Below are 15,852 nucleotides of genomic sequence, written 5' to 3'. Positions count from 1 at the left end.
CGTACGCCGCCGGGCCTCACGGGTGCGGGACGCTCTGCGCGACTGCGGGTACGGACGTCACTCCCACTTGAAGAGCGTCGCACCGGCGTCGACGGCGCCATCCTCCACGACCGCCGCGAGCGAGTCGGCGGCGGCCTCGAGTGCGATCACCGGAGAGACGGGCGACTTCCCGGCCTGCTCGATGACGGCGGGGTCCCAGCGTACGAGCGGCTGCCCGCGCGTGACGGTGTCGCCCTTGGCGACGAGCAGTTCGAAACCCTCCCCGTTGAGCTGCACCGTGTCGATGCCGAGGTGGGTCAGCACCCCGCGGCCGTCCGCGTCGACGACGACGAAGGCGTGCGGATGCAGCGAGACGATGATCCCGTCGACCGGGGCGACCGCCTCGATGCGCTCCCGTACGGGGTCCACGGCGGTACCGGGACCCACCATCGCGGAGGAGAAAACGGGGTCCGGCACCGAGGAAAGTCCGACGGCGACTCCGGCCAGAGGGGACGTGACGGTGGTCATGGTGCCTCCCGATGAGGGAACGGAACGTCCGCCGTCTCCGACCTGTCCCGGACGGCGCGTCGTTGAGAAGCGTAAGTCATCGAAACAGTGCCCTCAGTTCCGGCGTAAGGGTGTGGCGTGTGCGTACGGGCGTCCCCCGGGGATGGCTTCCGCGGCCCTGCCGGTGCCGTTTCCCGTCATTGCCGCGAGAAAGCGGCAGCCGTGCTTGTGCGACCCGCGTTGGCGGAACCACGGCGTGAACCCGCGCACCGTTCCGGCCGCTGAATCGATTTCCGGTCCGCGGCGTGAAGTGGCGCATTGTTCGAGCCGCACGGCGAGAACTTCTCTCACGGACGGCGGGCAGGCATCGAGAGCGGAGAATGCGCCGCAGAAACCGCGGAGAATTCCCCTGCGCCGTGGGATCGACTTCCGGAAACCGTGGCGCGAAAGAATCCCGGGCGGCTTTCAGCACCGGAACGAAGCGCGAAGCCTGCCCCGCTCCGGTTCTGCTTCCGCAACCGGCACCGCGGTCCCGGCACCCAAGTCCCTGGCAGAGCCCGCCCCGCGCCGAGCCCCCCGGAACAACCCCAACTCCCCCCGAAAGCAGTCCAGTTGAGTGCCGGGAAGCGGCGGGCGACGGTCCGGTGCCCGTCCCTCGGCGGCCCTCCCCGCACCGTACGGGCCCCTGTACGCGGGCCCGTAGGCTCCCGGTAGGGTCTGGGTGCAGCGTCGGCACGAGTGTCACAGGAGGCCCCCGGTGGAGGTCCAGGACGAGAAGTCCGAGGAGGGCCGGGTCTTCACCATCCCGAACATCCTCAGCATGGCCCGCCTCGTGGGCGTGCCCGTCTTCCTGTGGCTGATCCTGTGGCCGGTCTTCCACGGCCCGAACTGCGACGGCTGGGCCCTGCTGGTCCTCGCGCTGAGCGGCATCAGCGACTACCTGGACGGGAAGCTCGCCCGCCGCTGGAACCAGGTGAGCAATCTCGGGCGCATTCTCGACCCCGCCGCCGACAGGCTGTACATCCTCTCCACGCTGCTCGGTCTCACCTGGCGCGGGATCCTGCCGCTGTGGCTCACCGCCACGCTGCTGGCGCGCGAACTACTGCTCCTCGTGATGGTCTGGATCCTGGACCGCCACGGCTATGCGCCTCCCCAAGTGAACTTCCTGGGGAAGGCGGCGACATTCAACTTGATGTACGCGTTTCCTCTGCTGCTTCTCAGCGACGGCAGCGGCTGGATCGCGTCGCTCGCCGCGGTTTTCGGATGGGCCTTCGCCGGCTGGGGAACCGCGCTCTACTGGTGGGCGGGGATCCTGTACGTCGTACAGGTGCGCCGCCTGATCGACTCCGGAACGGCGGCCGCCTGAGTTCGCCTGTGAACTGCGGCCGGTTCGCGCCGGGTCAAGGTGTGGCCCTTCCCTGATCGGGGAAGTCGGTATGACCGCCATCTTACCGAGGAGGACGCTGCCGATATGAAGGCCGTCGTTATGGCCGGCGGTGAAGGCACCCGCCTTCGCCCCATGACCGCGAGCATGCCCAAGCCGCTTCTGCCCGTGGCCAATCGCCCCATCATGGAGCACGTGCTGCGCTTGCTGAAGCGCCACGGGCTCACCGAGACCGTTGTGACCGTGCAATTCCTCGCCTCCCTCGTGAGGAATTACTTCGGTGACGGCGAGGAGCTCGGCATGGAGCTGAGCTACGCCAGGGAGGAGAAGCCTCTCGGCACGGCGGGCAGCGTGAAGAATGCGGAAGAGGCCCTCAAGGACGACTCCTTCCTCGTCATCTCCGGGGACGCACTCACCGACTTCGACCTGACCGAGCTCATCGACTACCACAAGCGGCAGGGCGCGCTCGTCACCGTGTGCCTGACGCGCGTACCCAACCCCCTCGAGTTCGGCATCACGATCGTGGACGACGACGGCAAGGTCGAGCGCTTCCTCGAGAAGCCCACCTGGGGCCAGGTCTTCTCCGACACCGTCAACACCGGCATCTACGTGATGGAACCCGAGGTCTTCGACTACGTCGAACCCGACACCTCCGTCGACTGGTCCGGCGAGGTCTTCCCGCAGCTGATGAAGGAGGGTAAGCCCGTCTACGGCTACGTCGCCGAGGGGTACTGGGAGGACGTCGGCACCCACGAGAGCTATGTGAAGGCACAGGCCGACGTGCTCGAAGGCAAGGTCGAGGTGGACATCGACGGCTTCGAGATCTCTCCCGGCGTCTGGGTCGCCGAGGGCGCCGAGGTCCACCCCGACGCCGTGCTGCGCGGTCCCCTCTACATCGGGGACTACGCGAAGGTCGAGGCGGGCGCCGAACTGCGCGAGCACTCGGTCATCGGCTCCAACGTCGTCGTAAAGAGCGGCGCCTTCCTCCACCGCGCCGTCGTCGACCAGAACGTCTACATCGGGCCGCAGGCCAATCTGCGCGGCTGCGTCGTCGGCAAGAACACCGACATCATGCGCGCCGCCCGCATCGAGGACGGCGCGGTCATCGGTGACGAGTGCCTGATCGGCGAGGAGTCGATCGTCCAGGGCAACGTGCGCGTGTACCCCTTCAAGACGGTGGAGGCGGGCGCCTTCGTCAACACCTCCGTCATCTGGGAGTCACGCGGGCAGGCCCATCTCTTCGGCGCCCGCGGCGTCTCCGGCATCGTGAACGTCGAGATCACCCCGGAGCTCGCGGTACGCCTGGCCGGCGCCTACGCCACCACCCTGAAGAAGGGGTCCACGGTCACCACCGCCCGCGACCACTCCCGCGGCGCCCGCGCCCTGAAGCGCGCCATGATCTCCGCGCTCCAGACCTCCGCCATCGACGTACGGGACCTGGAGAACGTGCCGCTGCCCGTCGCCCGCCAGCAGACCGCACGGGGCAGCGCCGGCGGCATCATGATCCGTACGACGCCCGGTGTCCCGGACAACGTCGACATCATGTTCTTCGACGAGCGCGGCGCCGACCTGTCCCAGGCCGCACAGCGCAAGCTCGACCGGGTCTTCGCGCGGCAGGAGTACCGGCGGGCCTTCCCCGGCGAGATCGGCGACCTCCGCTTCCCCTCCAGCGTCTACGACTCCTACACCGGCTCGCTGCTGCGCTCCGTGGACACCACCGGCGTCGAGGAGGCCGGTCTCAAGGTCGTCGTGGACGCCTCCAACGGGAGCGCCGGCCTCGTACTGCCGAGCCTTCTGGGACGCCTCGGAGTGGACTCGCTGACCATCAACCCCGGCCTCGACGAGGCCCGTCCCACCGAGACGGCCGACGAACGCCGCTCCGGCCTCGTCCGGCTCGGCGAGATCGTCGCGTCCGCGCGCGCCGCCTTCGGCATCCGCTTCGACCCGGTCGGCGACCGCATCTCCCTCGTGGACGAGCGGGGCCGGATCATCGAGGACGACAGGGCGCTGCTGGTGATGCTCGACCTGATCGCCGCGGAGCGCCGCAGCGGCAAGGTGGCCCTTCCGGTGACCACGACCCGTATCGCCGAACAGGTCGCCGCGTACCACGGCACACAGGTCGAGTGGACGACGACGTCGCCCGACGATCTGACCCGCGTCGGCCGTGACGAGACGACGGTCTTCGGCGGCGACGGCCGCGGCGGATACATCACCCCGGAGTTCAGCTCCGTCTTCGACGGGTCCGCCGCCTTCGTACGCCTCATCGGACTCGTGGCCCGCGCGCAGCTCACGCTGAGCCAGATCGACGCACGCATCCCGAGGGCGCATGTGCTCAAGCGGGACCTTGCCACGCCGTGGGCCGTGAAGGGCCTGGTGATGCGGACCGTCGTCGAGGCCGCGGGTGACCGCTCCGTGGACACCACGGACGGCATCCGGGTCGTTGAGGACGACGGCCGCTGGGTGATGGTGCTGCCGGATCCCGCAGAGGCGGTGACGCACTTGTGGGCGGAAGGTCCCGACGAGGCTTCTGCGCAGGCGTTGTTGGAGGAGTGGGCCGCGGTGGTGGACAGCGCTGGCCGCTGACGGAGGGTGGTCACAGGCCCGTTCGGCGGCAGTGACCTGGCCGTGCGACGATGTGCGTCATGTCGCAGCAGCACCCTGAACGGAGTACCGCATCGCGGCCTGTGCCGCCCGATGCCTCCATGTCGCTGCTGAACAACGCGATGCACCACAGTCTCGACGACGGCTACGCGCAGGCCGCCGCCCGTCGCGGCGTCGAGGGCCGGTCCGGCATGCCCCGCACCGTACGCGCCAAGCTCTGGCTCGGCGCCGGACTGGTCCTCGCCGCCCTGGTGGTCACCCTCGGTGCCGCGCAGGCCAGGGTCACCGCTCCTGAACTCGCCAAGGAGCGACAGGAGTTGATCACCCGGATCGACGACGGCGACCGCCGCGCCGACTCTCTCCAGCACAGCGTCGACGAGTTGCGCAAGGACGTCGGGGCGCGCCAGCGCAAGGCGCTGGAGCAGCACGGTGGCGACGATGCACAGGTGGCGGGCCTGCTGTCGGGCGCCCTGCCCGTGCACGGGCCGGGCGTCAAACTCGTCGTGGACGACGCCAAGGACACCCAGGACAGCGACTCGGGCGGTCCCCGGCAGAGCAGCGGATTCTCCGACAACGGCCGCGTACGGGACCGGGATCTCCAGCGCGTGGTCAACGGCCTCTGGGAGTCGGGCGCGGAGGCCGTATCGGTCAACGGCCAGCGCCTGACGTCGCTTTCGGCCATCCGCGCCGCCGGCGACGCGATCCTCGTGGACAACAAGCCGCTCGTGCCGCCGTACACCCTCCTCGCAGTGGGGCCGGGGAAGACGTTGAGCACGACGTTCCAGGACAGTGCCGACGGACAGTACTTGCAGGTGCTGGAGGAGAACTACGGTGTGCGCACCAGCATCAGCAATCAGGACGAGGTGCGGCTCCCGGCCGCGCCGAGCCTGATCGTCCGGACGGCAAAGCCGGTGCAGACAGGAGAGGGCAGCAGATAGTGATCGCCGTACTGGGCCTCATCGTAGGGGTCGTGGCCGGATTCGTCGTCCGGCCCGTCGTCCCGACGATCGTCGAGCCCTACCTCCCGATCGCCGTTGTCGCGGCGCTTGACGCTGTCTTCGGCGGGCTTCGGGCCATGCTCGACGGGATCTTCGACGACAAGGTGTTCGTCGTCTCCTTCCTGTCGAACGTCGTGGTCGCGGCGCTGATCGTGTTTCTCGGCGACAAGCTCGGTGTCGGGGCCCAACTCTCCACCGGCGTGGTCGTGGTGCTCGGCATCCGCATCTTCTCCAACGCGGCCGCCATCCGCCGGCACGTCTTCCGGGCGTGAGGCGGATGAGCGAGCAGGACGGCGACAAGCACCCGGGCGAACTGCCGCCCGAGGAGCCGGCGGGCGGCCGCGAGCGGCATCGCGGTCCCGTACGCCCGGAGCACTCCGAGGATGCCGATTCCGCCTCGTCCGGGGGCGGTTCCGGGGACGGCGGCGACCGTGGCGACTCCCGGGAGTCGCAGGAGTCCCGCGACTCCCGCGATGACGGGTCGCCCGACTCGGGCCGTACGCAGGAGAGTTCGGCGTCGTCCCGCGGACTTCCGCACGGTACGGAGAGCCGCGGGAGCCCGGCAGGTCCGGGAAGGGACCCGCGGGCGAGGCCGCCCACGATGCCGGCGAGGACCGGGAGCCTTCCGCCGCGCCCGCGGGCGGCGACGGCCGCGGACGTACGGGCCGCCAGCGGCTGGCCGACGCGGTCTGGCCGCCCCGCGTCACCAGGGCCCAACTCATCGTCGCCCTGCTGCTGTTCGTGCTGGGCCTCGGCCTGGCGATCCAGGTGCGCTCCACGAGTGAGAACAGCTCGCTGCGCGGCGCGCGCCAGGAGGATCTGGTGCGCATCCTCGACGAACTCGACGACCGCACCAAGCGGCTCGAGGACGAGAAGCAGAGCCTCGAACGCCAGCGCACAGAGCTGGAGAACAGCTCCGACCAGGCGGAGGAGGCACGCAGGCAGACCCGGCAGAAGGCACGCCAACTCGGCGTGCTCGCAGGTACGGTGGGCGCCCAGGGCCCGGGCATCGAGCTGACCGTGACCGACCCCGGCAAGTCCGTCGAGGCAGACATGCTCCTCGACGCCGTGCAGGAACTGCGCGCGGCCGGAGCCGAGGCCATCGAGGTCAACAACGTACGAGTCGTGGCGAACACGTACTTCTCGGACAGCTCCGGCGGAGTGCGCGTGGACGGTCACAAGATCGGTCCCCCGTACCGCTTCGAGGTGATCGGCAAGTCCAAGGACCTGGAGCCGGCGCTGAACATCCCGGGCGGTGTCGTCCAGACGCTGCGCAAGGAGCAGGCCGACGCGTCCGTCAAGGCCTCGGAGAAGATCGTCGTGGACGCCTTGCGCTCTTCGAAGCGGCCTGATTACGCTCGGTCATCCGGACGGTGATGGGGCGGCGGAGTCTTGCGGGGGGTCGGCGGGCCCGGTGACCATCGCGTGAGGGAAACTGTCCGTAGGCCTGGGACGTTGTCCGGGCGTCGTATTCGGCGGAGTGAGAGCATCGAGGGTCTGTCCTGCCCCACGGGCGGGTCTGTTTCATGCGAGGGGAATCGCCCGTGAGTTTTTTTGCAAGGTTGTTCGGCAAGCGCCGCCAGGACCACGGCGGCGGCGCCGGGCGGCGCCCGGCCACACGGCGGCACGACGCCGTGGCCGGCCCTGAGGAAGAGGGTGCCGAACGGCCGTTGTTCCGCGACGAGGTCGCCGCTTCGGGCGCCGGTGGCCATGCGGGTGGTCAGGGAGGGGTTTCTGTTGACCCCGCAGCGTCGGGCCGCATAGGTTCCGGTGCACCATCAACCTCGAGTACAGGTGGAGGATCTGCCGTGCCGGTGTGTAGCAGGTGCGGGACCCAGGTCGCCGAGGCGAGCCGGTTCTGTTCCAACTGCGGGGCACCGCTTCGGGGCGGCGGCCCCGAAGGTTCCTCCGAGACGACTTCGACGATCTCGATCTCCGGCATCGAGGCATATGAGGCCGAGGCGACGGGCCAGCAGACCCCGCCGCTGTCTCCCGAGGCACAGGCCGCCGTCGACGCCCTCCCGCTCGGCTCCGCCCTGATGGTGGTCCGCCGCGGCCCCAACTCCGGCAGCCGCTTCCTGCTGGACGGTGATCTGACCACCGCCGGCCGCCATCCCGAGAGCGACATCTTCCTGGACGACGTGACGGTCTCCAGGCGCCATGTGGAGTTCCGGCGCGGCTCGGACGGCGTCTTCACCGTCTCCGACGTCGGCAGCCTCAACGGCACGTACGTCAACCGGGAGCGCATCGAGGCGGGTGTTCCGCTGTCGAACGGCGACGAGGTGCAGATCGGCAAGTTCCGGCTGGTCTTCTTCGCCAGCAAGCGCCCGGTCTGACCTTCCTGGGAGGCCCATGGAGCACACACCGCCCGGCGGTGCCGGAGACGGCGCCGCCGCCGGTACGGGCGGCGAGCCGCTGAGTATCGGAGCCGTGCTGCGTGTGCTGCGTGAAGAGTTCCCCGAGGTGACCCTCTCCAAGATCCGTTTTCTGGAGACGGAGGGCCTTGTCGAGCCGCAGCGGTCGCCCTCGGGCTACCGCAGGTTCAGCGTCGAGGACGTGGAACGGCTCGGCTCCGTTCTGCGGATGCAGCGTGACCACTATCTCCCGCTGAGAGTGATCAAGAGGCATCTCGACGCCGTCGCCCGTGGAGAGCGCCCGTCCCTGCCCGCTCAGACGCACCGGCGGCCGGGCCGCCCCGGGCGTTCTCGCGGGACGGCAGCCCCTTCCGGACCCCGGGTCGGCCGGGCCGAGCTGCTGGCGGCGGCGGAGGCCTCCGAGTCGGACCTCGCGGAGTGGGAGTCGTACGGCCTGATCGCCCCGCACCCTGACGGCTCCTATGACGCGGCCGCGCTGACGGTCGTCCGTATCGTCTCCGACCTCGGCGGTCACGGGATACGGCCCAGGCAGCTGCGCGATGTGAAGGCGGCGGCGGACCGCGAGGCCGGGATGGTCGATCGGGCCGTGGCCCCGCTGAGGCGAGCCGCCGACGCCCGTACCCGCGCGGCGGCGGACGGCACCGCGGTGCGCCTGGCCGCGCTGGCCGTGCAGCTGCACGCGTCGTTCGTGCAGGCTGCGCTGTGTGCCGGGCCCGCTGAGCGGGCCGACGGCGGCTGCCGCCCGGGTGAGTAGTCTCATACGACAGCTCGGGGCGGGTCCCGACTACCCAAACAGGCGGGGCACGGCCTAGGGTTGCTGTGTGAACGAGCTCGACGTTGTGGGTGTCCGGGTCGAAATGCCCTCCAACCAACCGATCGTGCTGCTGCGTGAAGTGGGTGGCGACCGGTACCTCCCCATCTGGATCGGCCCCGGGGAGGCGACCGCGATCGCCTTCGCGCAGCAGGGAATGACGCCTGCGCGCCCGCTCACTCATGATCTGTTCAAGGACGTACTGGAAGCGGTCGGGCAGGAGCTCACGGCTGTCCGCATCACCGACCTCCGCGAAGGCGTGTTCTACGCGGAGCTGGTCTTCGCCAGCGGAGTCGAGGTCAGCGCGCGCCCGTCGGACGCCATAGCGCTGGCACTGCGCACCGGTACGCCGATCTACGGCAGCGAGGGTGTGCTGGACGACGCGGGGATCGCGATCCCGGACGAGCAGGAGGACGAGGTCGAGAAGTTCCGGGAGTTCCTCGACCAGATCTCGCCGGAGGATTTCGGCACCAGCAGCCAGTGACGCTCCGGGCACCACCGGCACGAGTGCCGTCGGCCCCTCGGCTCACCGGCGACAGCGAAGCCGTGAGGCCTTCCCCGTGGCTGGTTACTGGAAACCACACCTTGGGGGATTATCACCCGGCGTGCCCAGTGTGGCGATCGTTGACGCACCCCGGGTGACTGCCTACCTTCGGTGAGGCAGGTTCCGGGTGTGCCCCGGGACGCGGAGGACGGAGGTCGGCGTGAGAGGTACCGGCGACGGTATGACGGCGGGCGACTCTCCTCCACAACGGGGCGGCGCAGGGCCGCTTCAGGGGGACGGAGACACGGACCCGTCGCACGACCGGATCGGATACCGCGGTCCCACCGCGTGCTCCGCCGCCGGCATCACCTACCGCCAGCTCGACTACTGGGCGCGTACAGGCCTGGTCGAGCCGAGCATCCGGCCCGCATACGGATCGGGAAGCCAGCGGCTCTACAGCTTCCGCGACATCGTGGTCCTCAAGATCGTCAAGCGGCTGCTGGACACTGGCGTCTCGTTGCAGAACATCCGCACAGCCGTGGAGCACCTGCGCTCCTTCGGCCCGGGGGACCTCGCGCAGATGACGTTGATGAGCGACGGAGCCACCGTCTACGAGTGCTCCTCGCCGGACGAGGTCGTCGGGCTGCTCCAGGGCGGGCAGGGCGTCTTCGGTATCGCCGTGGGCGTGGTGTGGAAGGACGTCGAAGGCGCCCTGTCACAGCTGCACGGCGAGCATGTCGACACCGGCGAGACCATCGTCGGCGACCACCCGGGAGACGAGCTGGCACGACGGCGCAACCGCGCCGGCTGAGACTGTCAGTGCCGTGCGGCAGCATCGAGCAGTGTGAGAAGCGTTCCGACGATCCTGCATCTGGACATGGACGCGTTCTTCGCTGCCGTCGAGCAGGCCGCCAAGCCCAGTCTTCGCGGCAAGCCCGTCATCGTGGGCGGTCTCGGCCCCCGCGGAGTCGTCTCCACGGCCTCGTACGAGGCGCGGATCTTCGGAGTCCACTCGGCAATGCCCATGGGGCAGGCCCGCAGGCTGTGCCCGAACGCCGCGTATCTGGCGCCCCGCTTCAGCCTCTACCGCGAGGTCAGCGACGCCGTGATGGAGATCCTCGCCGGGCTGTCGCCCCTCGTGGAGCCGCTCAGCCTCGACGAGGCGTTCGTCGATCTGGAGGCCGGCGGCGCGCTCACTGACGGTTCGGCCTCCCCGGACGTGCGTGCCGTGGGGGAGCGGCTGCGGGAGACGATCAGGAGGACGACGGGTCTCAGTGGTTCCGTGGGGCTGGCGGGTTCCAAGATGCTTGCCAAGATCGCTTCGGAGGACGCGAAGCCCGACGGACTGCTCGTGATCGAGCCGGGCACGGAGCGGGAGTTGCTCGCCCCCATGTCCGTACGGACGCTGCCCGGGGTCGGGCCCGCCACGGCGGAGGCGCTGCGCCGTGCGGGAATCACGACGGTCGGGGAGACGGCGGAGGCGGGGGAGGACGAGCTGCTGAGGCTGCTCGGCCGGGCGCACGGCGCCTCGCTGTACGCGATGGCCAACGGCTGGGACGACCGGCCGGTGATCGCGGAGCGCGACGCGAAATCGGTGTCGGTGGAGGACACCTTCGACGTCGACCTCACCGACAGGGCCCTTGTGCAGGCGCAGGTCGCGCGGCTCGCCGACCGCTGTGTGGAGCGGCTGAGGGCGGCGGGGAGATCGGGCCGCACCGTCGTCGTGAAGGTCCGCAGCTACGACTTCTCGACCCTGACGCGTTCCGAGACGCTGCGCGGTCCCACCGACGACGCGGGTGTGGTGCGTGAAGCCGCGGCGAGACTGCTCGACACCGTGGACACCACGGCGGGCGTGCGTCTGCTGGGCGTCGGCGTGAGCGGTCTGGCGGACTTCACTCAGGAGGATCTGTTCGCACAGGCACAGGCCCAGGCGCACGCGAAGGAACAGGAGAAGGAGCGGGCCGGTGCGGAGTCCCACGAGGAGGCCGGGGCCGAAGCCGCGGCCCCGCGGGCAGAGGGGACCGCTGTCGCGGACGGTTCCGAAGCGGCCCGGGTGCCGCCGGAAAGGCACTGGATCCCGGGCCGCGACGTATGGCATCCGGTACACGGCCACGGCTGGGTGCAGGGCAGCGGCCTGGGGCGGGTGACGGTCCGGTTCGAGACCCCGGGATCGCCGCCGGGCCGGGTCCGTACGTACGCGGTGGACGACTCCGCTCTGGAACCGGCCGGACCGCAGCCGCTCGCGGCGATGGCGCGGCCGACCTGTGCGGACCCGTTGCGCCGGACGGGGGACCCGTCTCAGCTTCCGGACCCCGCTATCCGCCCGAAGTCCCGGTCGGACTCGGACGAGGAGACGGAGGAGGCGGCCGGGGGCGCGGACGAAGGGGAGGCCGGACCGTCGGCCTCGGCGGACGGCGGCACGTCCAGCCCGTAGTGGAGGTAGAGCTGGAGCTCCTGGCGGGGAGAGAGATGTCTGCCGACCCCGAGCACGGGTGTGCTGCGCACGAGGGCGCGCTCGAAGGGGACGCGCAGTACGTCGCCGACGACCTCGCTCGGCTCGAGCGGTACCAGGGCCTCCCGGCGGAAGAGGCCCATGCGGACGGCCGCCCATTCCGGCTCGCCTGTGGCGTCGTCGAGGTAGACCTCGCCGACGGTGCCGATCTTGCAGCCGGCGCTGTCCTGGGCTCTGCGGCCGATCAGGCTTCGCGGGTCGATGTCGTGCTGCACGGTCCCTCCAAGCAGTCGTACCGGGGCACCGGGTGCGTCGGGGGACGGCGCCGGCCCTGGGTGTGCGATCTCTGGCGAACCCCTCCCTCGGCCTTGCCGTACTGCCGCGCAACGGACGTGCTGCGGGGGCGCCGAGGACGCCGGGAGCCGGTCGTACAGCCGTATTACCACCCAAAGGCACATTTCAGCGGTTGGCCACCCGAGTGCATCTCCAGCTCCCGTGGGAGGCACCGCTGGTAGGCTCGTAAACGGCCGTCGACCCCGAGCGGGAGAGTCCCCCGGCAGCAGCCGGAGGCGCCGAAGGAGCAACTCCTCCCCGGAATCTCTCAGGCTCACGTACCGCGCGGGCGAGGTCACTCTGGAAAGCAGGGCGGGCCGAGCAGTGCCTGGGCTCCTCCTCACCGACGGTGAAAGCCGGGTCCCCGCTCAGCCGGGGCGGGCCGGTGAAACTCTCAGGTTGAGATGACAGAGGGGGAGGCCGTCCGGGCACCAGCGCCGTGGTGTCCCCGTAGGTCACAGCGACCAGGAGGCCCCCGCAGATGACTGCCAATCGCATCCCCCTCGCCGATCTCGAACGCGGAACTCCTTTTGAACGGCGGCACATCGGCCCCGACGCCGGTGCCCAGGCCAAGATGCTCGCCCAGGTCGGGTACGGCTCCCTCGACGAGCTGACCGCCGCGGCGGTCCCCGAGGCGATCAAGAGCAAGGACGCCCTGAACCTGCCTCGCGCCCGCACCGAGGCCGAGGTCGTCGCGGAGCTGCGGGAGTTCGCCGCACGCAACCGCGTGCTCCCGTCGATGATCGGGCTCGGCTACTACGGCACGTTCACGCCCTCGGTCGTGCTGCGCAACGTCATGGAGAACCCCGCCTGGTACACGGCCTACACGCCGTACCAGCCGGAGATCTCCCAGGGCCGGCTGGAGGCGCTGCTCAACTTCCAGACCATGGTGGCCGACCTGACCGGGCTGCCGACCTCCGGTGCCTCCCTGCTGGACGAGCCCACCGCCGCGGCCGAGGCGATGGCCCTGTCGCGCCGCGTCGGCAAGGTCAAGGAGGGCGTCTTCCTCGTCGACGCCGACTGCCTGCCGCAGACCGTCGCCGTGATCCGTACGCGAGCCGAGCCGACCGGGGTCGAGGTCGTCGTCGCGGATCTGAGCGAGGGCGTCCCGGCGGACGTCGCCGAGCGCGGGGTCTTCGGGATGCTGCTCCAGTACCCGGGGGCCTCCGGAGCCGTGCGCGACCACCGTGCCGTCATCGAGGAGGCGCACGAGCTCGGTGCGGTCGTCACCGTCGCCGCGGATCTCCTGGCCCTCACGCTGCTGGCCTCCCCGGGGACGCTCGGTGCGGACATCGCCGTCGGGTCCAGCCAGCGCTTCGGGGTGCCGATGGGCTTCGGCGGTCCGCATGCCGGCTACATGTCCGTACGCGACAAGTACGCGCGCAACCTGCCCGGGCGCCTCGTCGGGGTCTCCAAGGACGCGGACGGCGATCAGGCCTACCGCCTCGCCCTCCAGACCCGTGAGCAGCACATCCGCCGGGAGAAGGCCACCAGCAACATCTGCACCGCCCAGGTGCTGCTCGCCGTGATGGCCGGCATGTACGCCGTGCACCACGGGCCCGAGGGGCTGGCGCACATCGCCCGCCGCACGCACCGCTACGCCACGCTGCTCGCCGAGGGGCTGCGCGCCGGCGGCACCGAGATCGTCCACGGCGGCTACTTCGACACCGTCACCGCGCGGGTGCCCGGCCGTGCCGCCGAGATCGTCGCCGCCGCGCGCGAGGCCGGTGTGAACCTGCGCGAGACGGACGCCGACCACGTCGGAATGGCCTGCGACGAGACCACGACCAGGGCTCAACTGGAGGCCGTGTGGTCGGCGTTCGGCGTCGAGGCGGACGTCGAGGAGCTGGAGGCCCGTACCCCCGACGACGCGCTGCCCGAGGCGCTGCTGCGCGAGGACGACTACCTGACCCACCCCGTCTTCCACGAGCACCGCTCCGAGACGGCGCTGCTGCGCTACCTGCGCAGGCTGGCCGACCGGGACTACGCGCTGGACCGCGGCATGATCCCGCTCGGCTCGTGCACGATGAAGCTCAACGCCACCACGGAGATGGAGGCCGTCACCTGGCCGGAGTTCGCGGCGCTGCACCCCTTCGCGCCCGCCGACCAGGCCGAGGGCTATCTCGCGCTCATCCGCGAACTGGAGGACCAGCTCGCGGAGATCACCGGCTACGACAGGGTCTCGCTCCAGCCCAACGCCGGTTCGCAGGGCGAGCTGGCCGGGCTGCTGGCCGTGCGCGCCTACCACCGCTCACGCGGCGACGAGCAGCGCACCGTCTGCCTGATCCCCTCCTCCGCCCACGGGACCAACGCCGCCAGCGCCGTGATGGCCGGCATGCGGGTCGTGGTCGTGAAGACCAGCGAGGACGGCGACGTGGACACCGCCGACCTGCGGGCGAAGATCGAGCAGTACGGCGACGAGCTGTCCGTGCTGATGGTGACCTACCCCTCCACGCACGGCGTCTTCGAGGAGCACATCACCGACATCTGCGCGGCCGTGCACGACGCCGGCGGCCAGGTCTACGTGGACGGCGCCAACCTCAACGCGCTGATGGGACTCGCGAGGCCCGGCAAGTTCGGCGCCGACGTCTCCCACCTCAACCTGCACAAGACCTTCTGCATCCCGCACGGCGGCGGCGGCCCGGGCGTCGGACCGATCGGCGTGCGCGAGCATCTGGCCCCGCATCTGCCCAACCATCCGCTTCAGCCCGCCGCGGGCCCGTCGACCGGCATCGGACCCGTGTCGGGGTCGCCCTGGGGCTCGGCCGGAATCCTGCCGATCTCCTGGGCGTACGTGCGGCTCATGGGCGCCGACGGGCTGCGCCGCGCCACGCAGGCGGCCGTGCTCGGTGCGAACTACATCGCCAAGCGCCTGGAGCCGCATTACCCGGTGCTCTACACGGGACCGCGGGGACTCGTCGCGCACGAGTGCATCATCGACGTACGGCCGCTGACGAAGCAGACGGGCGTGAGCATCGACGACGTGGCCAAGCGGCTGATCGACTACGGCTTCCATGCGCCGACCATGTCGTTCCCCGTGCCGGGGACGCTGATGACGGAGCCCACGGAGAGCGAGGACCTGGCCGAACTCGACCGGTTCTGCGAGGCGATGATCGAGATCCGCGGTGAGATCGAGAAGGTCGGCTCGGGCCAGTGGCCCGCCGAGGACAACCCGCTGCGCAACGCACCGCACACGGCAGGGCAGTTGAGCCGGGACTGGGACCATCCGTACGGACGGGAGGAGGCGGCCTTCCCCGCCGGGGTTCACGCCTCGGACAAGTACTGGCCGCCGGTGCGGCGGATCGACGGCGCCTACGGCGACCGGAATCTGGTGTGCTCGTGCCCGCCGGTGGAGGAGTACGACGGCTGACTCGCCGGCACGGCGGGAAGGCGACGCAGGTCAGGGCCGGTTCGGTGGATGAATCACCGGGCCGGCCCTGGCAGTTGGCCGCTCAATCGGTGCCGCTCAGGCGGCGGTGGTGATGTTGCGGCTGTCGATGGGACGGTGCGGGTCGATGATCTTGCCGTCCGGCAGGAGCTCGCCCGTGTCCTCGAAGAGCAGGACACCGTTGCACAGCAGGCTCCAGCCCTGCTCCGGGAAGTGGGCCACGGGGTGCGCGGCCTCCCGGTCGGCGGAGTCGGCTGTCGGGCAAGGTGGCTGGTGCTGGCACATTGTCGCTGTCGTCTTCCGTTGTGTCGTCGTGTCCGTGCTGCGGCTCGTGACGGTATTCATTGCCGCCCCCCGTTCTGTCCGTCCCAGTGTTCCCCCGCGGAGGAGATTCCGCAGGGATTTCGTGTCACCGCTCCTCAACCAGGACAGACGCGTCACCCGTGCGAGTGGTTGCCGCCAACTGTCTCGCGTCGGCGGGTGATTCGCCGTATCAGTGGCACCGGGAAGGGCCGGGATCACCGCGAACGGCGCCCCGGG

13 protein-coding genes, 1 pseudogene and 1 riboswitch are annotated in these 15,852 nt (G+C 70.3%); of the genes and pseudogenes, 11 read left to right on the top strand and 3 right to left on the bottom strand.

Annotation, left to right across the window (positions count from 1 at the left end; genetic code table 11):
* Positions 1–57: 57 nt before the first annotated feature.
* Positions 58–507, bottom strand: a complete 450-nt coding sequence (locus tag HCC61_RS12695; RefSeq protein WP_169135489.1) for a PTS glucose transporter subunit IIA — start codon at positions 505–507, stop codon at positions 58–60.
* Positions 508–1,243: 736 nt separating this feature from the next.
* Here HCC61_RS12695 and HCC61_RS12690 point away from each other — a divergent pair.
* From HCC61_RS12690 to HCC61_RS12645, 10 genes and pseudogenes are all read left to right on the top strand, one after another.
* Positions 1,244–1,852 carry a CDP-alcohol phosphatidyltransferase family protein gene (locus HCC61_RS12690; RefSeq protein ID WP_169135488.1) on the top strand — a complete coding sequence of 203 codons (609 nt, stop codon included), beginning with the start codon at positions 1,244–1,246 and terminating at the stop codon, positions 1,850–1,852.
* 105 nt (positions 1,853–1,957) lie between these two features.
* On the top strand, positions 1,958–4,453 hold the full coding sequence (locus HCC61_RS12685; protein ID WP_169135487.1) for a mannose-1-phosphate guanyltransferase: 2,496 nt from the start codon (positions 1,958–1,960) through the stop codon (positions 4,451–4,453).
* Between the two features lie 59 nt (positions 4,454–4,512).
* Entirely contained in the window at positions 4,513–5,409 is an 897-nt protein-coding gene (locus HCC61_RS12680) for a DUF881 domain-containing protein (RefSeq protein ID WP_206322397.1), read from the top strand.
* The gene (locus HCC61_RS12675; RefSeq protein ID WP_070017514.1) at positions 5,409–5,741 is read left to right on the top strand and encodes a small basic family protein; all 333 of its coding nucleotides are present in this window, start codon (positions 5,409–5,411) and stop codon (positions 5,739–5,741) included. Before HCC61_RS12680 ends, HCC61_RS12675 begins: the two co-directional genes overlap by 1 nt.
* A gap of 403 nt (positions 5,742–6,144) precedes the next feature.
* Complete coding sequence (locus HCC61_RS12670; RefSeq protein ID WP_169135694.1) at positions 6,145–6,846, top strand: DUF881 domain-containing protein; 702 nt, start codon at positions 6,145–6,147, stop codon at positions 6,844–6,846.
* Between the two features lie 437 nt (positions 6,847–7,283).
* Positions 7,284–7,805: an FHA domain-containing protein gene (locus HCC61_RS31490; RefSeq protein ID WP_346777160.1), complete on the top strand. Its 522-nt coding sequence runs from the start codon at positions 7,284–7,286 to the stop codon at positions 7,803–7,805.
* Positions 7,806–7,821: 16 nt separating this feature from the next.
* Positions 7,822–8,598, top strand: a complete 777-nt coding sequence (locus HCC61_RS12660) for a MerR family transcriptional regulator (protein ID WP_169135484.1) — start codon at positions 7,822–7,824, stop codon at positions 8,596–8,598.
* A 67-nt stretch (positions 8,599–8,665) separates the two neighbouring features.
* Positions 8,666–9,139, top strand: a complete 474-nt coding sequence (locus HCC61_RS12655; RefSeq protein ID WP_028437364.1) for a bifunctional nuclease family protein — start codon at positions 8,666–8,668, stop codon at positions 9,137–9,139.
* Between the two features lie 241 nt (positions 9,140–9,380).
* On the top strand, positions 9,381–9,950 hold the full coding sequence (locus HCC61_RS12650) for a MerR family transcriptional regulator (RefSeq protein ID WP_169135693.1): 570 nt from the start codon (positions 9,381–9,383) through the stop codon (positions 9,948–9,950).
* 33 nt (positions 9,951–9,983) lie between these two features.
* Positions 9,984–11,381 (top strand): annotated as a pseudogene (locus HCC61_RS12645) (DNA polymerase IV); the annotation flags it as partial.
* A gap of 56 nt (positions 11,382–11,437) precedes the next feature.
* Here HCC61_RS12645 and HCC61_RS30190 read toward each other — a convergent pair.
* Complete coding sequence (locus HCC61_RS30190; RefSeq protein ID WP_346777159.1) at positions 11,438–11,866, bottom strand: PRC-barrel domain-containing protein; 429 nt, start codon at positions 11,864–11,866, stop codon at positions 11,438–11,440.
* Positions 11,867–12,122: 256 nt separating this feature from the next.
* Positions 12,123–12,218: riboswitch (glycine riboswitch) on the top strand.
* A gap of 187 nt (positions 12,219–12,405) precedes the next feature.
* Between HCC61_RS30190 and gcvP the strand changes: the two genes are divergently transcribed.
* On the top strand, positions 12,406–15,294 hold the full coding sequence (gene gcvP / locus HCC61_RS12635; RefSeq protein WP_169135482.1) for an aminomethyl-transferring glycine dehydrogenase: 2,889 nt from the start codon (positions 12,406–12,408) through the stop codon (positions 15,292–15,294).
* Between the two features lie 96 nt (positions 15,295–15,390).
* Here gcvP and HCC61_RS12630 read toward each other — a convergent pair whose 3' ends face one another.
* Positions 15,391–15,597: a DUF5999 family protein gene (locus tag HCC61_RS12630; RefSeq protein ID WP_169135481.1), complete on the bottom strand. Its 207-nt coding sequence runs from the start codon at positions 15,595–15,597 to the stop codon at positions 15,391–15,393.
* Positions 15,598–15,852: the final 255 nt, after the last annotated feature.

Origin of the sequence: Streptomyces sp. HNM0575 (assembly GCF_012726265.1) — a bacterium.
Taxonomy (GTDB): Bacteria; Actinomycetota; Actinomycetes; order Streptomycetales; family Streptomycetaceae; genus Streptomyces.
Note: the sequence above shows the minus strand (reverse complement) of the source record. Positions and strands in the feature narration are given on the sequence as shown.

What these genes read in the sequence shown, in the direction of transcription:
- HCC61_RS12695 (WP_169135489.1), bottom strand. Translation starts at nt 507, where the DNA reads ATGACCACCGTCACGTCCCCTCTGGCCGGAGTCGCCGTCGGACTTTCC.
- HCC61_RS12685 (WP_169135487.1), top strand. Translation starts at nt 1,958, where the DNA reads ATGAAGGCCGTCGTTATGGCCGGCGGTGAAGGCACCCGCCTTCGCCCC.
- HCC61_RS12680 (WP_206322397.1), top strand. Translation starts at nt 4,513, where the DNA reads ATGTCGCAGCAGCACCCTGAACGGAGTACCGCATCGCGGCCTGTGCCG.
- HCC61_RS12660 (WP_169135484.1), top strand. Translation starts at nt 7,822, where the DNA reads ATGGAGCACACACCGCCCGGCGGTGCCGGAGACGGCGCCGCCGCCGGT.
- HCC61_RS12650 (WP_169135693.1), top strand. Translation starts at nt 9,381, where the DNA reads ATGACGGCGGGCGACTCTCCTCCACAACGGGGCGGCGCAGGGCCGCTT.
- gcvP (WP_169135482.1), top strand. Translation starts at nt 12,406, where the DNA reads ATGACTGCCAATCGCATCCCCCTCGCCGATCTCGAACGCGGAACTCCT.
- HCC61_RS12630 (WP_169135481.1), bottom strand. Translation starts at nt 15,597, where the DNA reads ATGTGCCAGCACCAGCCACCTTGCCCGACAGCCGACTCCGCCGACCGG.